Origin of the sequence: Klebsiella sp. MPUS7 (assembly GCF_009905335.1) — a bacterium.
In the GTDB taxonomy this organism is placed as follows: domain Bacteria; phylum Pseudomonadota; class Gammaproteobacteria; order Enterobacterales; family Enterobacteriaceae; genus Klebsiella; species Klebsiella grimontii.
This window is the reverse complement of sequence record NZ_CP047604.1, coordinates 3,078,233-3,097,647: the sequence shown is the minus strand read 5'-3', so window position 1 is coordinate 3,097,647 and position 19,415 is coordinate 3,078,233. Positions and strand designations below refer to the sequence as shown.

General features: G+C 58.7%; 17 protein-coding genes and 1 pseudogene. 9 read left to right on the top strand and 9 right to left on the bottom strand.

Features of this window, described 5'->3' with window-relative positions; genetic code table 11:
- Positions 1–24: 24 nt before the first annotated feature.
- The 5 genes from GUC22_RS14440 to GUC22_RS14420 are packed head-to-tail and all read left to right on the top strand — an operon-like array spanning position 25 to position 4,414.
- Positions 25–1,284 carry a flavin-containing monooxygenase gene (locus GUC22_RS14440; RefSeq protein ID WP_160183596.1) on the top strand — a complete coding sequence of 420 codons (1,260 nt, stop codon included), beginning with the start codon at positions 25–27 and terminating at the stop codon, positions 1,282–1,284.
- A 23-nt stretch (positions 1,285–1,307) separates the two neighbouring features.
- Positions 1,308–1,742, top strand: a complete 435-nt coding sequence (locus GUC22_RS14435) for a RidA family protein (RefSeq protein ID WP_004139129.1) — start codon at positions 1,308–1,310, stop codon at positions 1,740–1,742.
- Positions 1,739–2,413, top strand: coding sequence for a DUF1028 domain-containing protein (locus GUC22_RS14430; RefSeq protein WP_004139127.1), 675 nt, complete (start codon positions 1,739–1,741; stop codon positions 2,411–2,413). The genes GUC22_RS14435 and GUC22_RS14430 overlap by 4 nt, the downstream gene beginning before the upstream one ends.
- Positions 2,406–3,575: an acetylornithine deacetylase gene (argE, locus tag GUC22_RS14425; RefSeq protein ID WP_049090309.1), complete on the top strand. Its 1,170-nt coding sequence runs from the start codon at positions 2,406–2,408 to the stop codon at positions 3,573–3,575. Before GUC22_RS14430 ends, argE begins: the two co-directional genes overlap by 8 nt.
- A gap of 23 nt (positions 3,576–3,598) precedes the next feature.
- Positions 3,599–4,414 (top strand): phytanoyl-CoA dioxygenase family protein, encoded by an 816-nt coding sequence (locus GUC22_RS14420; RefSeq protein ID WP_131930083.1) that lies wholly within the window; start codon positions 3,599–3,601, stop codon positions 4,412–4,414.
- Between the two features lie 159 nt (positions 4,415–4,573).
- Here the strand turns inward: GUC22_RS14420 and GUC22_RS14415 are convergent, their stop codons facing one another.
- The 6 genes and pseudogenes from GUC22_RS14415 to GUC22_RS14390 form a co-directional block, all read right to left on the bottom strand.
- Positions 4,574–5,110, bottom strand: a complete 537-nt coding sequence (locus tag GUC22_RS14415) for a dihydrofolate reductase family protein (RefSeq protein ID WP_004139122.1) — start codon at positions 5,108–5,110, stop codon at positions 4,574–4,576.
- A 72-nt stretch (positions 5,111–5,182) separates the two neighbouring features.
- Entirely contained in the window at positions 5,183–6,301 is a 1,119-nt protein-coding gene (gene asd, locus GUC22_RS14410) for an aspartate-semialdehyde dehydrogenase (RefSeq protein WP_098067143.1), read from the bottom strand.
- 125 nt (positions 6,302–6,426) lie between these two features.
- Positions 6,427–6,937 (bottom strand): annotated as a pseudogene (locus GUC22_RS14405) (hypothetical protein).
- A 71-nt stretch (positions 6,938–7,008) separates the two neighbouring features.
- Positions 7,009–7,932 (bottom strand): HlyD family secretion protein, encoded by a 924-nt coding sequence (locus tag GUC22_RS14400; protein ID WP_154063211.1) that lies wholly within the window; start codon positions 7,930–7,932, stop codon positions 7,009–7,011.
- A complete protein-coding gene (locus GUC22_RS14395) occupies positions 7,929–8,144 on the bottom strand; it encodes a DUF1656 domain-containing protein (RefSeq protein WP_004121021.1) in 216 nt (71 codons plus the stop codon). Before GUC22_RS14395 ends, GUC22_RS14400 begins: the two co-directional genes overlap by 4 nt.
- Positions 8,134–10,173: an FUSC family protein gene (locus tag GUC22_RS14390; RefSeq protein WP_160183595.1), complete on the bottom strand. Its 2,040-nt coding sequence runs from the start codon at positions 10,171–10,173 to the stop codon at positions 8,134–8,136. Before GUC22_RS14390 ends, GUC22_RS14395 begins: the two co-directional genes overlap by 11 nt.
- 77 nt (positions 10,174–10,250) lie before the next feature.
- On the opposite strand from GUC22_RS14390, the gene GUC22_RS14385 reads away from it, so the two are divergent.
- On the top strand, positions 10,251–11,072 hold the full coding sequence (locus GUC22_RS14385; protein WP_160183594.1) for an AraC family transcriptional regulator: 822 nt from the start codon (positions 10,251–10,253) through the stop codon (positions 11,070–11,072).
- A 57-nt stretch (positions 11,073–11,129) separates the two neighbouring features.
- Here the strand turns inward: GUC22_RS14385 and GUC22_RS14380 are convergent, their stop codons facing one another.
- A complete protein-coding gene (locus GUC22_RS14380) occupies positions 11,130–11,525 on the bottom strand; it encodes a helix-turn-helix domain-containing protein (RefSeq protein ID WP_024358325.1) in 396 nt (131 codons plus the stop codon).
- A gap of 334 nt (positions 11,526–11,859) precedes the next feature.
- Between GUC22_RS14380 and GUC22_RS14375 the strand changes: the two genes are divergently transcribed.
- Positions 11,860–13,035 carry an efflux RND transporter periplasmic adaptor subunit gene (locus tag GUC22_RS14375; RefSeq protein ID WP_049086395.1) on the top strand — a complete coding sequence of 392 codons (1,176 nt, stop codon included), beginning with the start codon at positions 11,860–11,862 and terminating at the stop codon, positions 13,033–13,035.
- 23 nt (positions 13,036–13,058) lie between these two features.
- Entirely contained in the window at positions 13,059–16,211 is a 3,153-nt protein-coding gene (gene oqxB / locus GUC22_RS14370) for a multidrug efflux RND transporter permease subunit OqxB (RefSeq protein WP_098067146.1), read from the top strand.
- A gap of 64 nt (positions 16,212–16,275) precedes the next feature.
- Here oqxB and GUC22_RS14365 read toward each other — a convergent pair whose 3' ends face one another.
- Both GUC22_RS14365 and GUC22_RS14360 read right to left on the bottom strand, forming a co-directional pair.
- Positions 16,276–16,755, bottom strand: a complete 480-nt coding sequence (locus GUC22_RS14365; protein WP_004121015.1) for an RrF2 family transcriptional regulator — start codon at positions 16,753–16,755, stop codon at positions 16,276–16,278.
- Between the two features lie 239 nt (positions 16,756–16,994).
- Positions 16,995–17,864, bottom strand: coding sequence for a LysR family transcriptional regulator (locus tag GUC22_RS14360; protein WP_024358322.1), 870 nt, complete (start codon positions 17,862–17,864; stop codon positions 16,995–16,997).
- A gap of 111 nt (positions 17,865–17,975) precedes the next feature.
- Between GUC22_RS14360 and GUC22_RS14355 the strand changes: the two genes are divergently transcribed.
- A complete protein-coding gene (locus GUC22_RS14355) occupies positions 17,976–19,412 on the top strand; it encodes an MFS transporter (protein ID WP_160183593.1) in 1,437 nt (478 codons plus the stop codon).
- Positions 19,413–19,415: the final 3 nt, after the last annotated feature.

Sequence of the window (19,415 nt, the reverse complement as noted above, 5' to 3'; positions counted from 1 at the left end):
CAACCGTGCTTGAAGGACACAGACATGACAGAGCAGATTACAGAGATCGATACCCTGGTGGTGGGCGCGGGGCAGGCGGGCGTCGCGATGAGCGAGCATCTGACGCATCACGGCATTCCCCACCTGGTGCTGGAAAAAAAGCGCATCGCTGAGGCCTGGCGCAGCGGCCGCTGGGATTCGCTGGTGGCCAACGGCCCGGCCTGGCACGATCGGTTTCCCGGCATGACCTTTCCCGGCTGCGACGCCGACAGCTTTGTCGCCAAAGAGCAGATTGCCGACTACTTCGCCGCGTATGCCAAAACCTTTAATGCACCGATCAAAACCGGCGTTGAGGTCTTTAGCGCAGAGCGCTTAAACGGCCGTCCGGGGTTTCGCGTCGAAACCTCGCTGGGCGTGATTGAGGCGCAGCGTATTGTCGCCGCCACCGGGCCGTTCCAGCGCCTGGTGATACCGGCCATCGCGCCGCAGGATAGCGCAGTGGAGCAAATCCATTCCGCGCACTATTTCAACCCGCAGCAGCTTGCGGAAGGCGGCGTGCTGGTGGTCGGTGCGGGATCGTCCGGCGTACAAATCGCCGAAGAACTCCGCCGGGCGGGGCGCGCGGTGTGGCTCTCCGTCGGCGCCCACGATCGCCCGCCGCGCCGCTACCGCCAGCGCGATTTTTGCTGGTGGCTGGGGGTATTAGGCTTGTGGGACGCGGCGGCCAACCAGCCCGGTAAAGAGCACGTGACGATTGCGGTTAGCGGCGCGCGCGGCGGTCATACCGTTGACTTTCGCCAGCTGGCGCACCAGGGGATTACCCTGGTCGGGCAAACGCACGGCTTTACCGAGGGTAAGGCGGTGTTCCGCGACGATCTGGCGGACAACATTCGTCTCGGCGACGCCTCCTATCTGGCGCTGCTCGACGCTGCGGATGAGTACATTGCCCGCAACGGACTCATCCTGCCGGAAGAGCCGGAAGCGCGCTTCTTCCTGCCTGACCCCGATTGCCTGACCCAGCCGCTCGCCGAACTCGACCTGGCAAAAGCGGGCGTGCGCAGCATTATCTGGGCCACCGGCTACACCACCGATTACCGCTGGCTGAAGGTTAACGCCTTTAATGAACAGCAGCGCCCGCAGCATCATCGCGGCGTTTCCAGCGAACCGGGCGTCTATTTCCTTGGCCTGCCTTGGCTCTCCCGCCGTGGCTCAACCTTTATCTGGGGCGTCTGGCACGATGCGAAATATGTTGCCGATCAGATTGCCATTCAGCGTCAGTATCAACGCTACCAACCTTCCTGCTAACGCCTGATTTGAGGACGCGACCTATGCCAACCCATACCCGTATTCGGATGTTTAACACCAAAGAAACCTATCCCAATCAGACGCTCAATAACGATCTGTGCCAGGCGGTGCGCGCGGGAAATACCGTGTACGTTCGCGGCCAGGTGGGTACCGATTTTGACGGCAATTTGATCGGCCTGGGCGACCCGCGCGCCCAGGCGGAACAGGCGATGAAGAACGTTAAACAGCTGCTGGAAGAGGCCGGCAGCGATCTGACGCATATCGTGAAAACGACGACCTATCTGATCGACCCGCGCTACCGCGAACCGGTGTACCAGGAAGTGGGGAAATGGCTCAAAGGCGTGTTTCCCATTTCGACCGGCGTGGTGGTGTCGGCCCTCGCGCAGCCGCAGTGGCTGATGGAAATTGACGTCACGGCGGTGATCCCTGACGACTGGCATGCGCAGGAGGCACCATGACCCTTTCAATTTCCGCCCTGTGCCCGGAGTCGGGTCAACTGGGCATTGCGATTAGCTCATCCAGCATTGCGGTCGGCGCCCGCTGCCCGTGGCTGCTGGCGGGCGTTGGCGCGGTGTCCAGCCAGAACATCACGCTGCCCGCGCTCGGACCGCAGATCCTTGCCGGGCTTGAGGCGGGGCTCACGCCGCAGCAGGCCCTGACGCAGGCGCTGGGCGAAGACCGGTTTAGCGATTATCGCCAGGTGGCGGTCATCGACGCCAGCGGCGAGAGCGCCGTGTTCAGCGGCGAACATACGCTCGGCATCGGGCGGGTGGCGCAGGGTGAGAACTGCGTGGCGGCGGGGAATATGCTGGCCAACCCGCAGGTGATTACCGCCATGACGACGGCGTTCGAAGCCGCCACCGGCGAACTGGCCAGCCGCCTGATTGCGGCTCTGCAGGCGGGCATCGATGCGGGCGGCGAAGCCGGGCCGGAGCACTCGGCGGCGCTGAAAGTGGTGGAGGATTACGCCTGGCCGGTGGTGGATTTACGCGTCGACTGGGCTGAGGATCGCCCGGTAGCGGCGCTGGAAGCGCTGTGGCTGGCCTATGAACCGCAGATGGAAGCGTACATCACCCGCGCGCTGGACCCGCGCGAAGCGCCGACCTACGGAGTGCCGGGCGATGAGTAACCGCCTGCGTGAGATCCTCGGGCAGCTGCTGGCGTTTGATACCACCAGCCGCGAGTCGAATCTGGCGCTGATTGCCTGGATCGGCGACTTTCTGCGCGCGCGCGGCGTGACGTCGCAGCTGTTTTATGACGACGAAGGTCGCAAGGCGAACCTCTATGCCCGCCTTGGGCCATCCGGCCCCGGCGGGGTGATGCTCTCCGGTCATACTGACGTGGTGCCGGTGGATGGCCAGGCGTGGACGGTGCCGCCGTTCGCCCTTACCGAACGCGACGGGCGCTACTACGGTCGCGGCAGCGCGGATATGAAAGGATTTATCGCCTGCGTGCTGGCGTCGCTGGAGGCGTTTCTGGCTGCGCCGCTGCGGATGCCGCTGCATCTGGCATTCTCTTATGATGAGGAAGTTGGCTGTCTGGGCGTGCGCAGCCTGGTGGATTTTCTCCGCGCCTCCGCCGAGAAACCGGCGCTGTGTATTATCGGCGAGCCGACCGACATGCGCCCAGTCTATGGGCATAAAGGCAAGCTCGCGGTGCGCTGTCGCGTGGAAGGCCACGCCTGCCATTCGGCCTACGCCCCGCAAGGGGTTAACGCGATTAGCTACGCGGCGAAGCTGATTTACCGGCTGGATGCGCTGGGCGAAAGCTTTTCGCAGCACCTGGACCGCCGGTTCTCGCCGCCGTCAGGCACGCTGCAGGTGGGGACGATCCGCGGCGGCGAGGCGCTGAATATCGTTCCGCAATCCTGCTGGTTCGACTTTGAAATTCGCTATTTACCCGGTACCCGTCCGCAGGTGGTCACCGACGCCCTGGGCGATTATGCCCGCGAGCAGCTGCTTCCGGCGATGCGCAAGGTGGCGCAGTGCAGCGACATTCATTTCCAGACGCTGAGCCACTATCCAGGTCTGCTGAGCGACCCGCAGTCAGCGTTCGCCCGCTGGCTGGCGCAGTGGTGCGGCAGCGATGATTTCACCACCGTCGCCTACGGCACCGAAGGCGGCCTGTTTGACGAGGCGGGCGTCGCGACGCTTATCTGCGGGCCGGGCAGCATGGCGCAGGGCCATAGGGCGGACGAATATATCAGCATCCCACAGACGGAACGCTGTCTGGCCATGCTGGATAACCTTTGCGCCTGGATGCGCGCCGATCCCTCCGATTCACTTCGCTGATTTATCAACACAGGATGGCGACTATGCAAAACCCGTACTCCCCGCTTATTGATCAACAGACCGTCGACCGCTGGCAGACCGACGGCGTCGTGCTACTCAAAGGCGTGTTCACGCCGTGGATAGACAGCCTGTCGCGCGGCGTCGCCGCGCTGATGGCGAACCCCAGCGAATATGGCCATGCGCGAACGGTAATCCCGGAAGACGGTTCGGCGCCGTTTTTTCAGGACTATTGCAACTGGCAACGAATCCCGGAATTTCGCGATTTCGTTTTTCAGTCGCCGGCGGCGGAGATCGCCGCGGTGCTGATGGGGTCGCAGACGGCGAAGTTTTTCCACGAGCACACGCTGGTGAAACAGCCCGGCGGCAGTACGGTGACGCCATGGCACCACGATCAGCCCTATTACTGCGTGGAAGGGCGGCAGAACGTGAGCCTGTGGATCCCGCTCGATCCGGTAGCGGAGGAGATTTCGCTGCGCTGCATTCGCGGTTCCCATCGCTGGGACGATGAGTTCAGCCCAACGCGGTTTAACGGTTCAAAGCTCTATTCCCACTCGCGTTTTAAAGAGCTGCCGGATATCGATGCCCATCAGGAGGATTACGATATCGTTAGCTGGGCGCTGGAACCGGGCGATGCAGTCGCTTTTCATTTCCGCACGCTGCATGGCGCCAGGGGTAATTCAAGCACCCGCGCGCGGCGGGTATTTTCCGCCCGTTGGGTAGGGGATGATGCGACATTCGCCGACCGCGGCGGCGTGACCTCGCCGCCGTTTCCGGGGCTTAAGCTTCGCGACGGAGAGCCGCTTGTCGCCGATGAATTTCCGCTGGTCTGGCCGCGGTAGCGGGCCCAGACCACGTTGCGGATAGCGGTTTTCACTCACTGACTGAGGGGATTGAAGCCCATTCCCTCTTTTATTTTTTCAACATTCTCTCTGGGTGTCAGTTTTTCTATTAAAGTCACTGCCAGATTGAGAGCGGTCGCCGCTATGTTGATATACAGTTTATGACGTCAGCCGATAGTGCGACTGCACCAGTCCCGAAGGAAAGCTACGGCTTGATAACAGAGTCAAATCGATATCCCTGGTCAGGGAACCGAACAGCGGTTTTCCCGAACCGAGCAGGACAGGAACGGTAGTGATAATCATATCGGCGACCAGCCCTTCGCGCAGGAACGACTGTATTACTTTCCCGCCATCTATATAGACGCGATGCGCGTTCTGTACCGTCAGGTCAGCAAGCACTTCCCCTGGCGTGCGGCTTGAGAACTGCACTTTGTCCTTCAACGCCTCGGGCACGGCGGTCGCGGTTAGCTGTCGGGAGAGAACCAGCACGGGGCGATCGTAAGGCCACTGGTCAAAGGTCAGCGCCTTCTCATAGCTGCCCCGACCCATAACGATCCAATCTTTGTCCGCGATGAATGCGGCATAGCCGTGATCTTCTGTCGGGTCATCGCGCTGCAACAGCCAGTCGATATCGTCATCCTGTCGGGCGATATAACCATCAAGACTGACCGCGATAAAAACATGTGTGGTGACCATCAAGTGCTCCGTATACAGCTTGTATTTATGCCGTTGAGTTTAGGGGGAGGTGTGTTGTCCACATAATATGATTCACGCTTTGCCAGACAGAATATTCAACATGCGGCGCAATGGTTCCGCTGCTCCCCACAATAGCTGATCGCCGACCGTCAGGACCGAGTAGATAGGTTCATTGTTTAGCGACATTTTCTTGTAACGGCCAATACCAACCTTAAGCGAACCGCTGATATAGGCTGGTGTCAGGGTACTGACACTCTCTTCCTTGTTATTGGGCACATAGTTAACCCAGGGGTGGGAATTCATCACTAATTCTGCAAATTCCTCTTCGTTGACTTCACGCTTGAGCTTAAGGGTTATAGCAGCGCTGTGGCAGCGGATCACGCCGACGCGTATGCATAAGCCGTTTACCGGGATCGTACCGGGAGACAGGCCTAAAATTTTGTTGGTTTCAGCCTCACCTTTCCATTCTTCACGGCTGTTGCCATCCCCTAAATCGCTGTCAATCCAGGGAATGATGCTGCCCATCAAAGGTGCACCGAAGTTCTGGGTCGGCATATCAGCGCTGTTAATCAATTCACTGACCTTATTAACTAACGGGAGCACTGAACCTGAGGATGCCAGCTCATCCGGAGATAAATGGCGGCTTATGTAAGCACTTTGCGCAATGAGTTCCCGTACATACTGTGCACCAGCACCCGATGCGGACTGGTAGGTCATCACACTCATCCATTCGATCAAGTCAGCCTTTATCAACCCAGCCAGCCCCATAAGACTCAGCGTAATGGAACAGTTGCCGCCGACAAAAAGTTTAATACCTTCTTTAATTGCACGATCGATATTGTTGCGGTTGACGGGGTCGAGAATAATGCAGGCTTTCTCATCCATCCGCAGCGCTGAGGCCGCGTCAATCCAGTAGCCTCCCCAGCCATGGTTAAGCAAATCAGGGTATATTGCTTTGGTATAATCCCCACCCTGGCAGGTTATGATGATGTCCATTTCGGCCAGCGCACTCACGGAATTAGCATCTTTAAGTGTGTAGCTGACGCCATCAATGACAGGGCCGGCGGCTCCCGCACTGGAGGTGCTGAAAAAATGCGCTGATATATTGTCGAAGTCGTTCTCTTCGATCATTCGCTGTAGCAAAACAGAACCGACCATTCCTCGCCAACCTACAATGCCAACCTGCTTCATTTGCTTAACCTTAATTACGTTATTAAAATGTTAATTTTCTTCGAAACACGTTATATCTCATCTCAAATTAAAGGTCATTACGAATAACATCCGATTTCGTCATTATTAAAATGTTTCATATAGCATCAGCGATTTTTATCTCTTTCACAGCTAAAAATCACTTCCGGAATAAGGAGAACATCAGCATGGCTGAAGTAGAAGTCTTTATTGCTGATATGTCTCGGTGCTGCGAAATGCTCAGGGCATACCACATCCGATTCCGGCACCGCGAACTGCACTTTTTGGTGTGCAGTGACATCGAATGGAAACACTTTCGTATAGATCTCCGTCGAGCTGATCGACTTCTGTCTCTGCAGGCTCAGCGGCGGCTGCAGCAACAGTTTCATTCAGTCAGGTGCGGACGTTCCGGTCGGTGATTTCCCCTCCGTTGTGCCTGCTTTTTCCGTGTGGTGTTTCAGCGTGGTCAGTTGAACAAAAGGACAGGGCGGCGCCCGTGAAACAGCGCCTGCGCTTCGTTAATCCGGGCGCCGGTATTCCAGAGCGTGGCCAGAAGTATCTTACGATGAAGATCCGGCACGTAGTGGTGCAGAGCGCTGACTGTCGGCACCTGGGCAGTTCATCTTGCACTATGGCTATCTGCGTTGCCCGGCTGCCCGTGGAAGTGACTGAAGAAGTGAAGGCAGCCTCCGCCGCGCTGTCCGAACGCATCATGGGTGGATAGCCTGATCCACGTAGCCCGATCCTCCGCTATGTCCGCCGTCAGGGCTTTCAGGCACAATGGAAACGCTGGCGGATAACCCTGCCACCAGCTCAATCCCCTCTGGTATCTTATCTAGCTGGATACGGACGGGGACACGCTGCGCAAGCCGCACCCAGCTGAAGGTGGGATTGACATCCGGCAGTCCCAGCCCGCCCGTCTCGTCATTGTTATCGTCGATCCCCCGGCCGATACTCTCCACATGCCCGGTAATGAGCGGGTCAAACCCCATCAGCGAAATGCGCGCGGCGCTGCCGATGCGAATATGACGCAGCTTGGTCTCTTCAAAATAGCCCACCACCCAGAAACTGTGCGCATCGACCACGGCGACTTTTGTCTCTCCCGCCGTGGCGTAATCGCCGGGGCGAAGCCGAAGATGCGTGACGTAGCCGGCAGCCGGTGCGCGCACCGTCGCATGGGATAAATTCAGCTGCGCCAGTTCCAGCGCCGCCAGCGCCCCCTGGTAATTGGCCGCCGCGACGCGCGCTGCGCTGCCTGTTTGCTGGATGTCCTCGCTGGAAATGACCCCTTTGATAAGGGCGCGTCGCCTGGCCGCATCCTGGCGCATCACCATCTCATGACGCTTTGCCTCGACGTCGGCCTGCGCGCTGAGCACCGCCAGCTTTAGCCAGCGCGGGTCGATGGCGTAAAGTACATCGCCACGGTTAACCCACTGATTATCCCGCACCGCTACGCTGGTTACCGGCCCGGAAACGTCCGGCGCAATCTGCACCACATCTGCCCGAACGCGGCCATCGCGCGTCCAGGGCGTCTGCGCATACTGTTTCCAGAAAATAAACGCCACGAAAGCCGCCACCGCCACTGCGATTAACGTCAGCGCGTAACGGCCGAGCAAAGAGAGTAAAGATTTCATGCGAATAACCCCAGTGTGGTCAGGCCCTGCAACAGCAGGAAAAAGGTCACGATATAGGTTGAGACATCAAGCAGCGGGCGTAAGGGCAGACGGCGGTACAGCCTGCTGACAGAGAAAAGCGGCACGAGTAACAGCGTACAGACCAGGGCAATGAGCGCGGTCAGCAGCAGTCCGGGGATAAAAACCCCTCCGATATTGATGTCATTGATCATGCGTCGGTTCCTCGTTCTGCGCCCGCAACGCGCAGTGCAGATCGACCAGCCTGTCGACAAACTGGCGTGAATGTTCATCCGTCGCGGGCAAGCAGCGCTCCGTCATGGCGGCAATGCGCTCGCGTAAGGCTTCGGTCTCCGTTGTGCGGGTAAGGGGATAAAGCACCTCGTGGATATCGCTGCCGGCGGGCGTTTCGCAGCGGCGCAGGCGCATCACGCAGAGGCCAAGGCGCAGAAAGCGCAGCAGGTGTTCAAGCGCCCGCGCGGATGACCGCCCGCTGCGCGGCAAGCGCGGCAGCAGCAGGGCGGCCCGGTCGATCATCAGATTGGTCCAGTGCGTTTCATCGCCTCTAAACGCGTCGTTCACGCTGCGGCGAATATCGCGTTGGCACAGTTTCAGCAGACGGTTTATCGCCACGTCCGCCTGCACGGTTTGCAGCAGACTCATGCCGATAACCGCAAAGCCGGTCGCCAAAAACAGGGCGATCGCGGTGTTGGCCGCCTCGGCAAAGTCGCCGCTGTAGCGCGCGCCCAGCTCGCAGAGCACAGGTAGCGTCAGGGTGATCCCCATCGCCATAAAGGTGGTGGGGGGCCGCGCCTGTAGCGATCCGGCAAGCAGATAGGCCGGGGCAAGCGCCGCCGCCAGTACGGGGAAGTCGCTGAGCGGAGGAAGCAGGGCGAAGCTATAGAGCAGGCTTATTACGACGCCCCAGAAAGAGCCGATAATGTATTTCACAATATGCGGAGCCGGGGTGTCGAAACTGCCAAACAGCGTGCAGCAAACCCCCAGAATCGACACCGCCGTGCCGCCATCCGGCCAGGCGGAATAAATCCATGCCAGACAGCCGCTCAGGATGATGACAAACGCGCCCAGCGCCGTTCGGGCGGCACTGAGGGGATCGCGATGGAAAACGTATCCTTTCGCCGCACGGTCTTCCGCCTGCATTGTTGCGGGTCTGGCGTGATGGATGGCCTCCGAAAGTCGCCCACACTGCTGCAGGAGGGCAATCGACTCAGCGAGGTAGCGTAAGAAATTCACCTGCAGCGCATCTTCAAAGGTCAGCGCCTGCGCGGCGTACCGCTGCGCTAACCGCGCGCCGCGTTGCTGTAGCGCATCGGCTGCGCTGTTGCATTTTCCGCTATCGTCGCAGGTCAGCCAGGCCTGAACATCATCCAGCAACGTCCGCGTATCAGCGGGCATCAGCGCGATCGCCTGCAAACGATCGCGTAATTCAACATTGACAATGACTAACCGCGCCAGCCGGTCATGGAGCGCTTTCCTGGCCTGGCGGACCGGTACCGAAAGAGCGAAATCATACGGGATGTGGTGACTGATGCCCTGCAGAAACTGCAGCGCCAGCGCCAGATGCAGCGGTTCTGACTGTGCGTCGGACTTGCCTGCCAGCGTGTCGGCAATCCGCTGCCGCGCGGCCCCAAGCGTCTGCGCTAATTTGCTGTTGAACACCCCTGATATCCGGGTAGGCAGAATGTAGCGGTGAATCAGCGCGGCGCAGACGATACCGATCGCGATCTCCTGTACCCGGATGATGGCGATGTTAAACACCGTGCCTGGGTCGGCGACGGCGGGAAAACCAATCAGGCTTGCGGTGTAACCGGCCAGCACAAAAGCATAGGCGCGAGGCGTGCGTTCAAGCAGGGACAAATAGAGGCAGAAGGTGATCCAGCCTGTCAGCATCACGCTGCATAAAATCGGCGTATTCACAAACGTGGGCACAATCAACACCGTGGCCCCCGCGCCGGCCACGGTACCCGCCAGGCGATAGAGGCTCCTGCTCAGGGAGGCGCCCACCGAGGTTTGCGACACGATATAGACGGTAATGATGGCCCACGAGGGGCGTTCAAGGCCAATCGCCAGGGCGAGGTAATAGGCGAGCATCGCGGCGGCAAAACTCCTGACCGAATAGAGCAGGGCATGGGCGTCGCTTAGCAGCGCGGGTGTGGCCATGCGGCCTGGCCAACGGCTTATCGCGTGCAAAAAATGGCTGTGAGGGGAAGTTAATTTATTCATGGCGTGAATTATTCCCGCTTTGCGTACGTCCTTAAATACCCTATTCTGTCAAAAAATACCTAAATGTTGCCAATGAGATGCCATCCAGACTCGCCCATACCCTGTTTGATCCCGATAGTACGCCGAGCCCGGCCGTCGCGCGGCATATCGATTTCGTTGATTACGCGGCAGAAGTGCCGGTTCATACTCACCGCAAAGGCCAGCTGATCGTGGCCCTGTACGGGGCGGTGATTTGTCGCGCGGAAAATGATATCTGGATAGTGCCGCCAGACTGCGCGGTGTGGATCCCCGGCGGGATCCCGCATAGCGCCAAAGCGACCTGGAATGCGCATCTCAACTATTTGTTTATTGAACCCGGCGCCGCCGCGCTGCCGGAGAAATGCTGCACCCTGGCGATTTCGCCGCTGATTAAAGAGCTCGTCGACCGCTTAACGAATGAGGAGGTTGATTACCCGGCGGAGAGCCACGTCGGCCGATTGATCAGAGTGACGCTCGATGAACTTACCGCCATGCCGCAGCAGAAATTAAGCCTGCCGGTTTCGGCGCACCCTAAGATCCGCGCCATGGCGGATGCGCTGGTCAGCCACCCGGAGGATCGCAGCACCTTTAAAGTTTGGGCAAAACGGCTGGCGCTCAGCGAGCGCTCATTAGCCCGCCTGATGCTGCGTGAAACCGGGCTGACCTTCGGGCGATGGCGTCAGCAGCTGCATTTGATTATTGCCCTTCGGGAGCTGGCAAGCGGGGTATCGGTGCAAAACGTGGCGGCTAATCTGGGCTATGAGTCGGTCAACGCGTTTATCACTATATTCAGAAAAACGATGGGCAGCACGCCCGCGCACTACTTTGCCGGTCGAAGAGCGGCAGAGCCCGCAGTGACGCCCATCTTTGATAAGGCGTGAGGCAAAGCTGGCAGTAAGCCGCCAGCCAAAATGTTCGGGGTAGGGACTGCAACGGGGTTAACGCTGCGAGCGTAAACCTTTTTCCGATAAGGGCGCTGATTGCTGGCGTAACCCCTGCGTTTGCGCGCAGCCGATGCTGCGACGCCATGCGCCGGGCGCCTGGCCAAACTGACGCTTGAAGCTGCGGTTGAAGGACTGCTGGGAGTCAAAGCCCAGGGCAATCGCCACGTTCAAAATCGGTTCGTCGCTTTGGGCTAAACGCTCAACCGATTTTTGCAGCTTTTGCGCGCGAATATACTCGGCGAGAGGATAGCCGGTATGCTCTTTGAATATCCGCTGCAGGTGCCATTTGGAATAGCCGGCTCGCCTGGAGACGGTGTCAATGTCCAGACGGCTATCAAGATTGTTGTCGATCCAGCCGAGTAAATCGTGAATGAATGCGCCAGTGTTCATCTTGTCTCCTCCACGCAGCGTCTTAAAGAGCATCTTTATCTGTTGCATTTAAAGGTGGCCCGTTTTTGAATTAATTGCAAGTTTTATTGTTGCATTTAAATCCCCGGTGAAAACGCGCCTTTTTCCAGTGCCAGGAATAGCACATAAAGTGCAACAATTATTCTTGCACTAAATTTAGCGCCTTCCTACAATCGCCGCGATAGTGTATTCGCAATTGTTACAGTTTTGTGGCGATGAACGTCACAAATGGCCTTAAGCCAGCCCGGACAAAGGAAGTGGTGCGGCGTCTTCCGCTGCGTCTTGCCCGGCGGCTACCAATACCGGAATAAAAATAATGAGCCTGCAAAAAACCTGGGGTAACTTTCATCTGACTGTGCCGGGCGTGATGTTACTCTCCGCGCTCCTCGTCGGATGCGATGAGGGAGTCGCGCAAAACGCCGCGCCGCAAGCGCCCGCGGTCAGCGCCGCTGACGTGGTCGTTAAATCCATCAGTCAGTGGGATAGCTTTAACGGTCGGATTGAAGCGGTGGAAAGCGTTCAGCTCCGTCCCCGCGTCTCCGGCTACATTGATAAAGTGAATTACACCGACGGTCAGGAGGTGAAAAAGGGCGAGGTGCTGTTCACTATTGATGACAGAACCTATCGCGCCGCGCTGGAACAGGCGCAGGCGACGCTGGCGAGAGCCAAAACCCAGGCCAGCCTGGCGCGAAGCGAGGCTAACCGTACCGATAAATTAGTCAATACCAACCTGGTTTCCCGCGAAGAGTGGGAGCAGCGCCGTGCGGCGGCCACCCAGGCGCAGGCCGACATCCGCGCCGCGCAGGCGGCGGTCGACGCCGCGCAGCTTAACCTGGATTTCACCAAAGTGACCGCGCCTATCGATGGCCGCGCCAGCCGCGCGTTGATCACCAGCGGTAACCTGGTCACCGCCGGCGACAGCGCCAGCGTACTGACCACGCTGGTATCGCAGAAGACGGTTTACGTCTACTTTGACGTGGACGAGTCGACCTACCTTCACTATCAAAATCTCGCCCGCAGCGGGCAGGGCGCGTCGAGCAATCACCTGGCGCTCCCGGTGGAGATTGGCCTTGTTGGCGAAGAGGGCTACCCCCATCAGGGTAAAGTGGATTTTCTGGATAATCAGTTAACGCCGAGCACCGGTACGATCCGGATGCGCGCGCTGCTGGATAACGCCCAGCGTCAGTTCACGCCGGGGCTTTTTGCCCGCGTCCGCCTGCCGGGCAGTGCCGAGTTCAACGCCACGCTTATCGATGACAAAGCGGTGTTGACCGATCAGGATCGTAAATATGTTTATGTCGTTGATAAAGAGGGTAAAGCGCAGCGTCGCGATATTACGCCGGGGCGTCTGGCGGACGGTCTGCGTATCGTGCAGCAGGGGCTGAAACCTGGCGATAAAGTCATCGTCGATGGTTTACAAAAAGTGTTTATGCCGGGGATGCCGGTTAACGCGAAAACCGTGGCCATGACCGCCAGCACCGCCCTTAACTGATCCCTTATCTGAGAATCCGACCCATGGACTTTTCCCGCTTTTTTATCGACAGGCCGATTTTCGCCGCGGTGCTGTCGATTCTGATTTTTATCACCGGATTAATCGCCATCCCGCTGCTGCCGGTCAGCGAATATCCTGACGTCGTGCCGCCCAGCGTGCAGGTGCGCGCGGAGTATCCTGGCGCCAACCCGAAAGTGATCGCTGAGACCGTGGCGACGCCGCTGGAAGAGGCGATCAACGGCGTTGAAAACATGATGTACATGAAATCCGTCGCTGGCTCCGACGGCGTGCTGGTGACCACCGTCACCTTCCGTCCGGGTACCGACCCGGATCAGGCGCAGGTCCAGGTGCAAAACCGGGTATCGCAGGCCGAAGCGCGTCTGCCGGAAGATGTGCGGCGTTTAGGGATTACCACCCAGAAGCAGTCGCCGACGCTGACGCTGGTGGTGCATCTGTTTTCGCCCGGCGGTAAATACGACTCTCTGTATATGCGTAACTACGCCACGCTAAAAGTGAAAGATGAGCTGGCGCGCCTGCCCGGCGTCGGCCAAATTCAGATTTTTGGCTCGGGCGAATACGCGATGCGCGTCTGGCTCGATCCCAATAAAGTGGCGGCGCGCGGGCTGACCGCCTCGGATGTGGTGACGGCGATGCAGGAGCAAAACGTCCAGGTTTCCGCCGGGCAGCTTGGCGCCGAGCCGCTGCCGAAAGAGAGCGATTTCCTGATCTCCATTAACGCCCAGGGGCGCCTGCACACCGAAGAAGAGTTTGGCAATATTATTCTCAAAACGGCGCAGGACGGCTCGCTGGTGCGCCTGCGCGACGTGGCGCGTATCGAAATGGGCTCCGGCAGCTATGCGCTGCGTTCCCAGTTGAACAACAAAGACGCGGTCGGGATTGGTATCTTCCAGTCGCCGGGAGCGAACGCGATCGATCTCTCGAACGCGGTGCGCGCCAAAATGGACGAGCTGTCGAAGCGTTTCCCGCAGGATATGCAATGGGCGGCGCCTTACGATCCGACGGTGTTTGTTCGCGACTCCATTCGCGCGGTCGTGCAAACGCTGCTGGAAGCGGTGGTGCTGGTGGTGCTGGTGGTGATCCTGTTCCTGCAAACCTGGCGCGCGTCGATTATTCCGCTGATCGCGGTGCCGGTCTCGGTGGTGGGGACCTTCAGCATTCTTTATCTGCTGGGCTTCTCGTTGAACACCCTGAGCCTGTTCGGGCTGGTACTGGCTATCGGCATCGTGGTGGATGACGCCATCGTCGTGGTGGAAAACGTCGAGCGAAATATCGAGGAGGGGCTGGCTCCGCTTGCCGCGGCGCATCAGGCGATGCGTGAAGTGTCCGGGCCGATCATCGCCATTGCGCTGGTGCTGTGCGCGGTGTTCGTGCCGATGGCGTTTCTCTCGGGCGTGACCGGTCAGTTCTACAAACAGTTTGCGGTAACGATCGCGATTTCCACGGTGATTTCGGCCATCAACTCGCTGACGCTCTCTCCGGCGCTGGCCGCGCTGCTGTTGAAGCCGCACGGCGCGCCGAAGGACTTCCCGACCCGGCTTATCGATCGTCTGTTCGGCTGGATTTTCCGTCCGTTTAACCGCTTTTTCCACCGCAGCTCGAACGGCTATCAGGGGTTGGTGGGCAAAACGCTTGGACGACGCGGAGCGGTGTTTGCGGTGTATCTGCTGCTGCTCTGCGCCGCGGGCGTCATGTTTAAAATCGTCCCCGGCGGGTTTATTCCGACCCAGGATAAGCTGTACTTAATCGGCGGCGTGAAAATGCCGGAAGGTTCTTCGCTGGCGCGCACCGATGCGGTGATCCGCAAAATGAGCGAAATCGGGATGAATACCGAAGGCGTGGACTATGCGGTCGCGTTCCCGGGGCTCAACGCGCTGCAGTTTACCAACACGCCGAATACCGGGACGGTCTTCTTTGGCCTGAAGCCGTTCGACCAGCGTCATCATTCGGCGGCGGAAATTAACGCCGAGATTAACGCCAAAATCGCGCAAATCCAGCAGGGTTTTGGCTTCTCGATTTTGCCGCCGCCGATTTTAGGACTGGGTCAGGGTTCCGGCTATTCGCTGTATATTCAGGACCGCGCCGGCCTTGGCTACGGCGCGCTGCAAAGCGCGGTGAACGCGATGTCCGGTACGATTATGCAGACGCCGGGGATGCATTTCCCGATCTCAACCTACCAGGCTAACGTTCCGCAGCTGGATGTGCAGGTCGACAGGGATAAGGCGAAAGCGCAGGGCGTGTCGCTGACCGATCTGTTCGGTACGCTGCAAACCTATCTGGGCTCCTCTTATGTCAATGACTTTAACCAGTTCGGGCGTACCTGGCGCGTGATGGCGCAGGCCGACGGGCCGTTCCGCGAAAGCGTGGAAGATATTGCCAATTTGCGCACCCGCAATAATCAGGGCGAAATGGTGCCGATCGGTAGTATGGTGAATATCAGCACCACCTACGGACCGGACCCGGTGATTCGCTACAATGGTTATCCGGCGGCGGATCTGATCGGCGACGCCGACCCTCGCGTACTCTCTTCCTCGCAGGCGATGACGCAGCTTGACGAGATGTCTAAACAGATACTGCCGAACGGGATGAATATTGAATGGACGGACCTGAGCTTCCAGCAGGCCACCCAGGGCAATACGGCGCTGATCGTCTTCCCGGTGGCGGTACTGCTGGCATTCCTGGTGCTGGCGGCGCTGTATGAAAGCTGGACGCTGCCGCTGGCGGTGATCCTTATCGTACCGATGACGATGCTCTCCGCGCTGTTTGGCGTCTGGCTGACCGGCGGCGATAACAACGTGTTCGTGCAGGTGGGGCTGGTGGTGCTGATGGGGCTGGCCTGTAAAAATGCGATTCTGATCGTCGAGTTTGCCCGCGAGCTGGAAATACAGGGGAAAGGGATCATGGAAGCGGCGCTGGAAGCGTGCCGTCTGCGTTTACGCCCGATCGTGATGACCTCCATCGCCTTTATCGCCGGGACCATCCCGCTGATCCTCGGCCACGGCGCGGGCGCGGAGGTCCGCGGCGTCACCGGGATCACGGTGTTCTCGGGGATGCTGGGCGTGACGCTGTTTGGTCTGTTCCTGACCCCGGTGTTCTATGTGACGCTGCGTAAATTCGTCACACGCGGCAAAGCGGTAAAGGACGTTTCGCCAGCGTAGGGAGCGGCAGATAACAAAAAACCGCCTTCACAGTGAAGGCGGTTTTTTTTGCGCTGAAGGAAAATTAATGAGCTTCTTTATACTTGGCGATAAGTTCAGGCACCGGATCGCACCCGCTGGTATCGGCTTTTTTCACTTCTTCCAGCGCGCTTGCCACGGTGTGGCGCGCAAGTACCTGTAGTGAAGCCTGCTCCGCTTCATCGGCGATAGATTTGAAGTACCAGCATGCGTTCGCGCTGACCACGCAGCGGGCAGGGACGTCAGGACGCGACGCCCACAGCTTTTTATCTTCGATGACGGAGACGTAGATATCGCGCAGGGTGATCTCTTCCGCCGGGCGGCCAAGATGAATAGAGCCGTTGCGGCCAAGGGTAGAGACGATGATGCCGTCACGGGTGAGAGGAACCATGAGTTTGCGGATAAAGCTCGGGTTCGCTTCCAGACCGTAGGCCAGAATCGCACTCGTTGAGCGTTCACCCAACTGCTCCGCCATTGCTACGCTGAGAACCATCTGCAAAGCTGTCGGGAAGCGGTAATCTAACATTTTCTTATCCTGGGTAGCGGTGAATCTTGTTCTTTTTGGCACCGCAGAGGTGAGTAAGCAATAAACAAACAATATACCAAATACGGTAATTTTTTTGAAGCAATCTGCGCTATGCCTGCGACTTAAAAAAGCGTTTCCGACCTGAACTGGAGGTTGGCGTCGCCTCCTTCCTGTCCCGGCCAAGGCGGTAAACAATGAAGAGGGGAGAGGGGTATGATGCGAACCAAATGTGATGCTGTTCAGGTGCCGGCCGCAACAGGATCGGCAAGTATGGCATCGACGATATCCAGCATTGCCCGCAGGCGATCCATATGTCGGAGATCAGAGTGATACCCGACCCATATATCTTTGGATGGCGGTGGCGTCGGCGTGCCAATGCGCTGCAATCCGGAGAGGGCATCGCCAAGAGGCTGCGGTAGCACGGCCATCCCCATTCCCCGCTGACACATCTGCGCCTGAACGGCCCGACTGGTACTGGTGAACACCCGCCGCGACAGGGGGAAGCCGTCAAGCAGCCAGGCAACATCAGAAAAGTGAGATTGCGCCGTATTCATCAAAATAAGCCCCACGGCGGCCGGATCGTGCTGCACCGTCTGCGCGGTTTCCGCTGTTCCATACAGCGCATAGGGCATACTCATCAGGCGGCGCTGGACAATATCCGGTTCGGTAAAGGGGACGATGCGAAACGCGATGTCGGCATCGCGGCGCGACAAATTGAGCAGGCGGTAGCTTGCAATGACTTCCGGCACAATGGCCGGGTGGCGGCGCGTCAGTTCGACAAGCACCGGGGCCAGAACATAGTTAGCGAACCATTCTGCTGAAGATATCCTTAATATCCCTTCAAGACGTTCATGATTCCCCGCCAGGCGTCGTTCCATTGCCAGCGCGGAGTTTTCCATCGCCTCAGCCAGCTTAAGAACTCTGTCGCCGGCGTCCGTTAGCACCAGACCCTCCCTTGTACGGCGGAACAGCGCCTGCTGGGCTTCATCTTCCAGCGCTTTTATCCTGCGTCCTACCGTCGGATGACTCACGCCAAGGCTTCGCGCTGCCTCACCGAAGGAGCCTTGACGAAGGACTGCAAGAAATACCCGGACGTCTCCCCATTCCATTTCATGGTCTCACCGTTCAAAAATGAACATCAAATATACAAAAGTGTCAGTTCCAAAACAACTTTGTAGGTATCACTATTGCCTCCTCGACCTAACCCTATGGAGTGTTCTATGTCGACCCATCGCATCACGCAAGCTGAGCCGCGCCGCTGGGCCATGTTCGTCATTTTGCTGGTCGGCGCGTTTTTGCCGCCGCTCGATTTTTTTATCGTCAATGTTGCGCTGCCTGCCATCCAGAGCGAGCTGGGCGCCTCTTTCTCCGCCGAACAGCTGGTCATTTCATCCTATGCGGCTGTGTATGCTGTCACCCTCATTACCGGAGGCCGCCTGGGCGATATTTATGGCCGCGGCAGGATGTTTTTCCTTGGGCTTATCGGTTTTGCTGCTGCATCGTTATTGTGCGGTTTAGCCTGGTCACCGTGGATGCTGATTATCGGACGCATTTTACAGGGTGCCACGGCTGCGATTATGGCCCCCCAGGCGCTGGCTTCCGTGCAGGCCATTTTCCCGGAAGCGGAAAAACCGTTCGCGCTGAGTCTGTATGGCGCAGTGTTTGGCCTGGCCTCCGTTATCGGCCAGGTATCAGGCGGCATTCTGATCTCAGCGAACCTGTTTGGCCTGGGATGGCGGACTATTTTTCTCGTTAACCTGCCGGTGGCGCTGCTGGTCATCCTCTTTGGCGTGCCGCTGCTGAAAGAGACGCGGGCGCAATCTGCACAGCGGCTGGACCCCGTCGGCACGCTGCTGACAACCGTGATGCTGAGCGCGGTGATTGTGCCGTTGACTGAAGGCCGAGAGGCAGGGTGGCCGTGGTGGACGTGGCTGTCATTGCTTGCTTTCCCACTGCTGGCCCGATTGTTATGGCGCTATGAGGATCGGCTTAGCCAGCATGGCGGTTCGCCGCTACTTAATCCTGCCGTGTTGCGCGCGCCGGGACTGGGCCAGGGACTGGCGATCGTATTGCTGTTTTATTCCATCGGCGCCTTCTTTCTTTTATTTTCCATTTATCTACAAGGCGCGTTGCATTTGAACGCCCTGACCGCGGGCCTGATTTTTCTGCCCTTTGGCGTCGGCTTTCTGATCGGACCGTTGCTGACGCCTTATCTCAGGCGCTTGGTTGGCAATTACCTGAGCGCAATCGGGATGGGATGCGAGACCTTAGGGCTGGCAGGTCTTGCAGGGGTCATTGCCAATACGCCGACGGGCAGTTCTCCCGCCGCGTTGCCGCTCGCCCTATTGCTTTTTGTTACCGGTCTCGGCCAGGGACTGGCGATGCCAACGCTGGTCAGAATGGTAACCGGTCGCGTTGCGCCGGCGTTTTCGGGAATGATTGCCGGCGTGACCAGCTCGGCGCTGCAGCTCAGCACGGCGCTGAGCGTCGCGGTGATTGGCGGCCTTTTTTACAGCATGTTGGACAACGGGAAAAGCGCGGCGAATATCACCCAGGCTTTTATCGTCGCGCTGGCGGCGATGTCGCTCTGCCTTGCCGCGGGCGCCGGGTTAAGTTTCCGCCTTCTCCGGCGCTCTTCGGAATGGGACCGGCGATAGCGC

What these genes read in the sequence shown, in the direction of transcription:
- GUC22_RS14415 (WP_004139122.1), bottom strand. Translation starts at nt 5,110, where the DNA reads ATGGTCACCACACATGTTTTTATCGCGGTCAGTCTTGATGGTTATATC.
- GUC22_RS14440 (WP_160183596.1), top strand. Translation starts at nt 25, where the DNA reads ATGACAGAGCAGATTACAGAGATCGATACCCTGGTGGTGGGCGCGGGG.
- GUC22_RS14420 (WP_131930083.1), top strand. Translation starts at nt 3,599, where the DNA reads ATGCAAAACCCGTACTCCCCGCTTATTGATCAACAGACCGTCGACCGC.
- GUC22_RS14395 (WP_004121021.1), bottom strand. Translation starts at nt 8,144, where the DNA reads ATGATCAATGACATCAATATCGGAGGGGTTTTTATCCCCGGACTGCTG.
- GUC22_RS14360 (WP_024358322.1), bottom strand. Translation starts at nt 17,864, where the DNA reads ATGGAATGGGGAGACGTCCGGGTATTTCTTGCAGTCCTTCGTCAAGGC.
- oqxB (WP_098067146.1), top strand. Translation starts at nt 13,059, where the DNA reads ATGGACTTTTCCCGCTTTTTTATCGACAGGCCGATTTTCGCCGCGGTG.
- argE (WP_049090309.1), top strand. Translation starts at nt 2,406, where the DNA reads ATGAGTAACCGCCTGCGTGAGATCCTCGGGCAGCTGCTGGCGTTTGAT.
- GUC22_RS14430 (WP_004139127.1), top strand. Translation starts at nt 1,739, where the DNA reads ATGACCCTTTCAATTTCCGCCCTGTGCCCGGAGTCGGGTCAACTGGGC.
- asd (WP_098067143.1), bottom strand. Translation starts at nt 6,301, where the DNA reads ATGAAGCAGGTTGGCATTGTAGGTTGGCGAGGAATGGTCGGTTCTGTT.
- GUC22_RS14375 (WP_049086395.1), top strand. Translation starts at nt 11,860, where the DNA reads ATGAGCCTGCAAAAAACCTGGGGTAACTTTCATCTGACTGTGCCGGGC.
- GUC22_RS14400 (WP_154063211.1), bottom strand. Translation starts at nt 7,932, where the DNA reads ATGAAATCTTTACTCTCTTTGCTCGGCCGTTACGCGCTGACGTTAATC.
- GUC22_RS14385 (WP_160183594.1), top strand. Translation starts at nt 10,251, where the DNA reads ATGCCATCCAGACTCGCCCATACCCTGTTTGATCCCGATAGTACGCCG.
- GUC22_RS14390 (WP_160183595.1), bottom strand. Translation starts at nt 10,173, where the DNA reads ATGAATAAATTAACTTCCCCTCACAGCCATTTTTTGCACGCGATAAGC.
- GUC22_RS14380 (WP_024358325.1), bottom strand. Translation starts at nt 11,525, where the DNA reads ATGAACACTGGCGCATTCATTCACGATTTACTCGGCTGGATCGACAAC.
- GUC22_RS14435 (WP_004139129.1), top strand. Translation starts at nt 1,308, where the DNA reads ATGCCAACCCATACCCGTATTCGGATGTTTAACACCAAAGAAACCTAT.
- GUC22_RS14355 (WP_160183593.1), top strand. Translation starts at nt 17,976, where the DNA reads ATGTCGACCCATCGCATCACGCAAGCTGAGCCGCGCCGCTGGGCCATG.
- GUC22_RS14365 (WP_004121015.1), bottom strand. Translation starts at nt 16,755, where the DNA reads ATGTTAGATTACCGCTTCCCGACAGCTTTGCAGATGGTTCTCAGCGTA.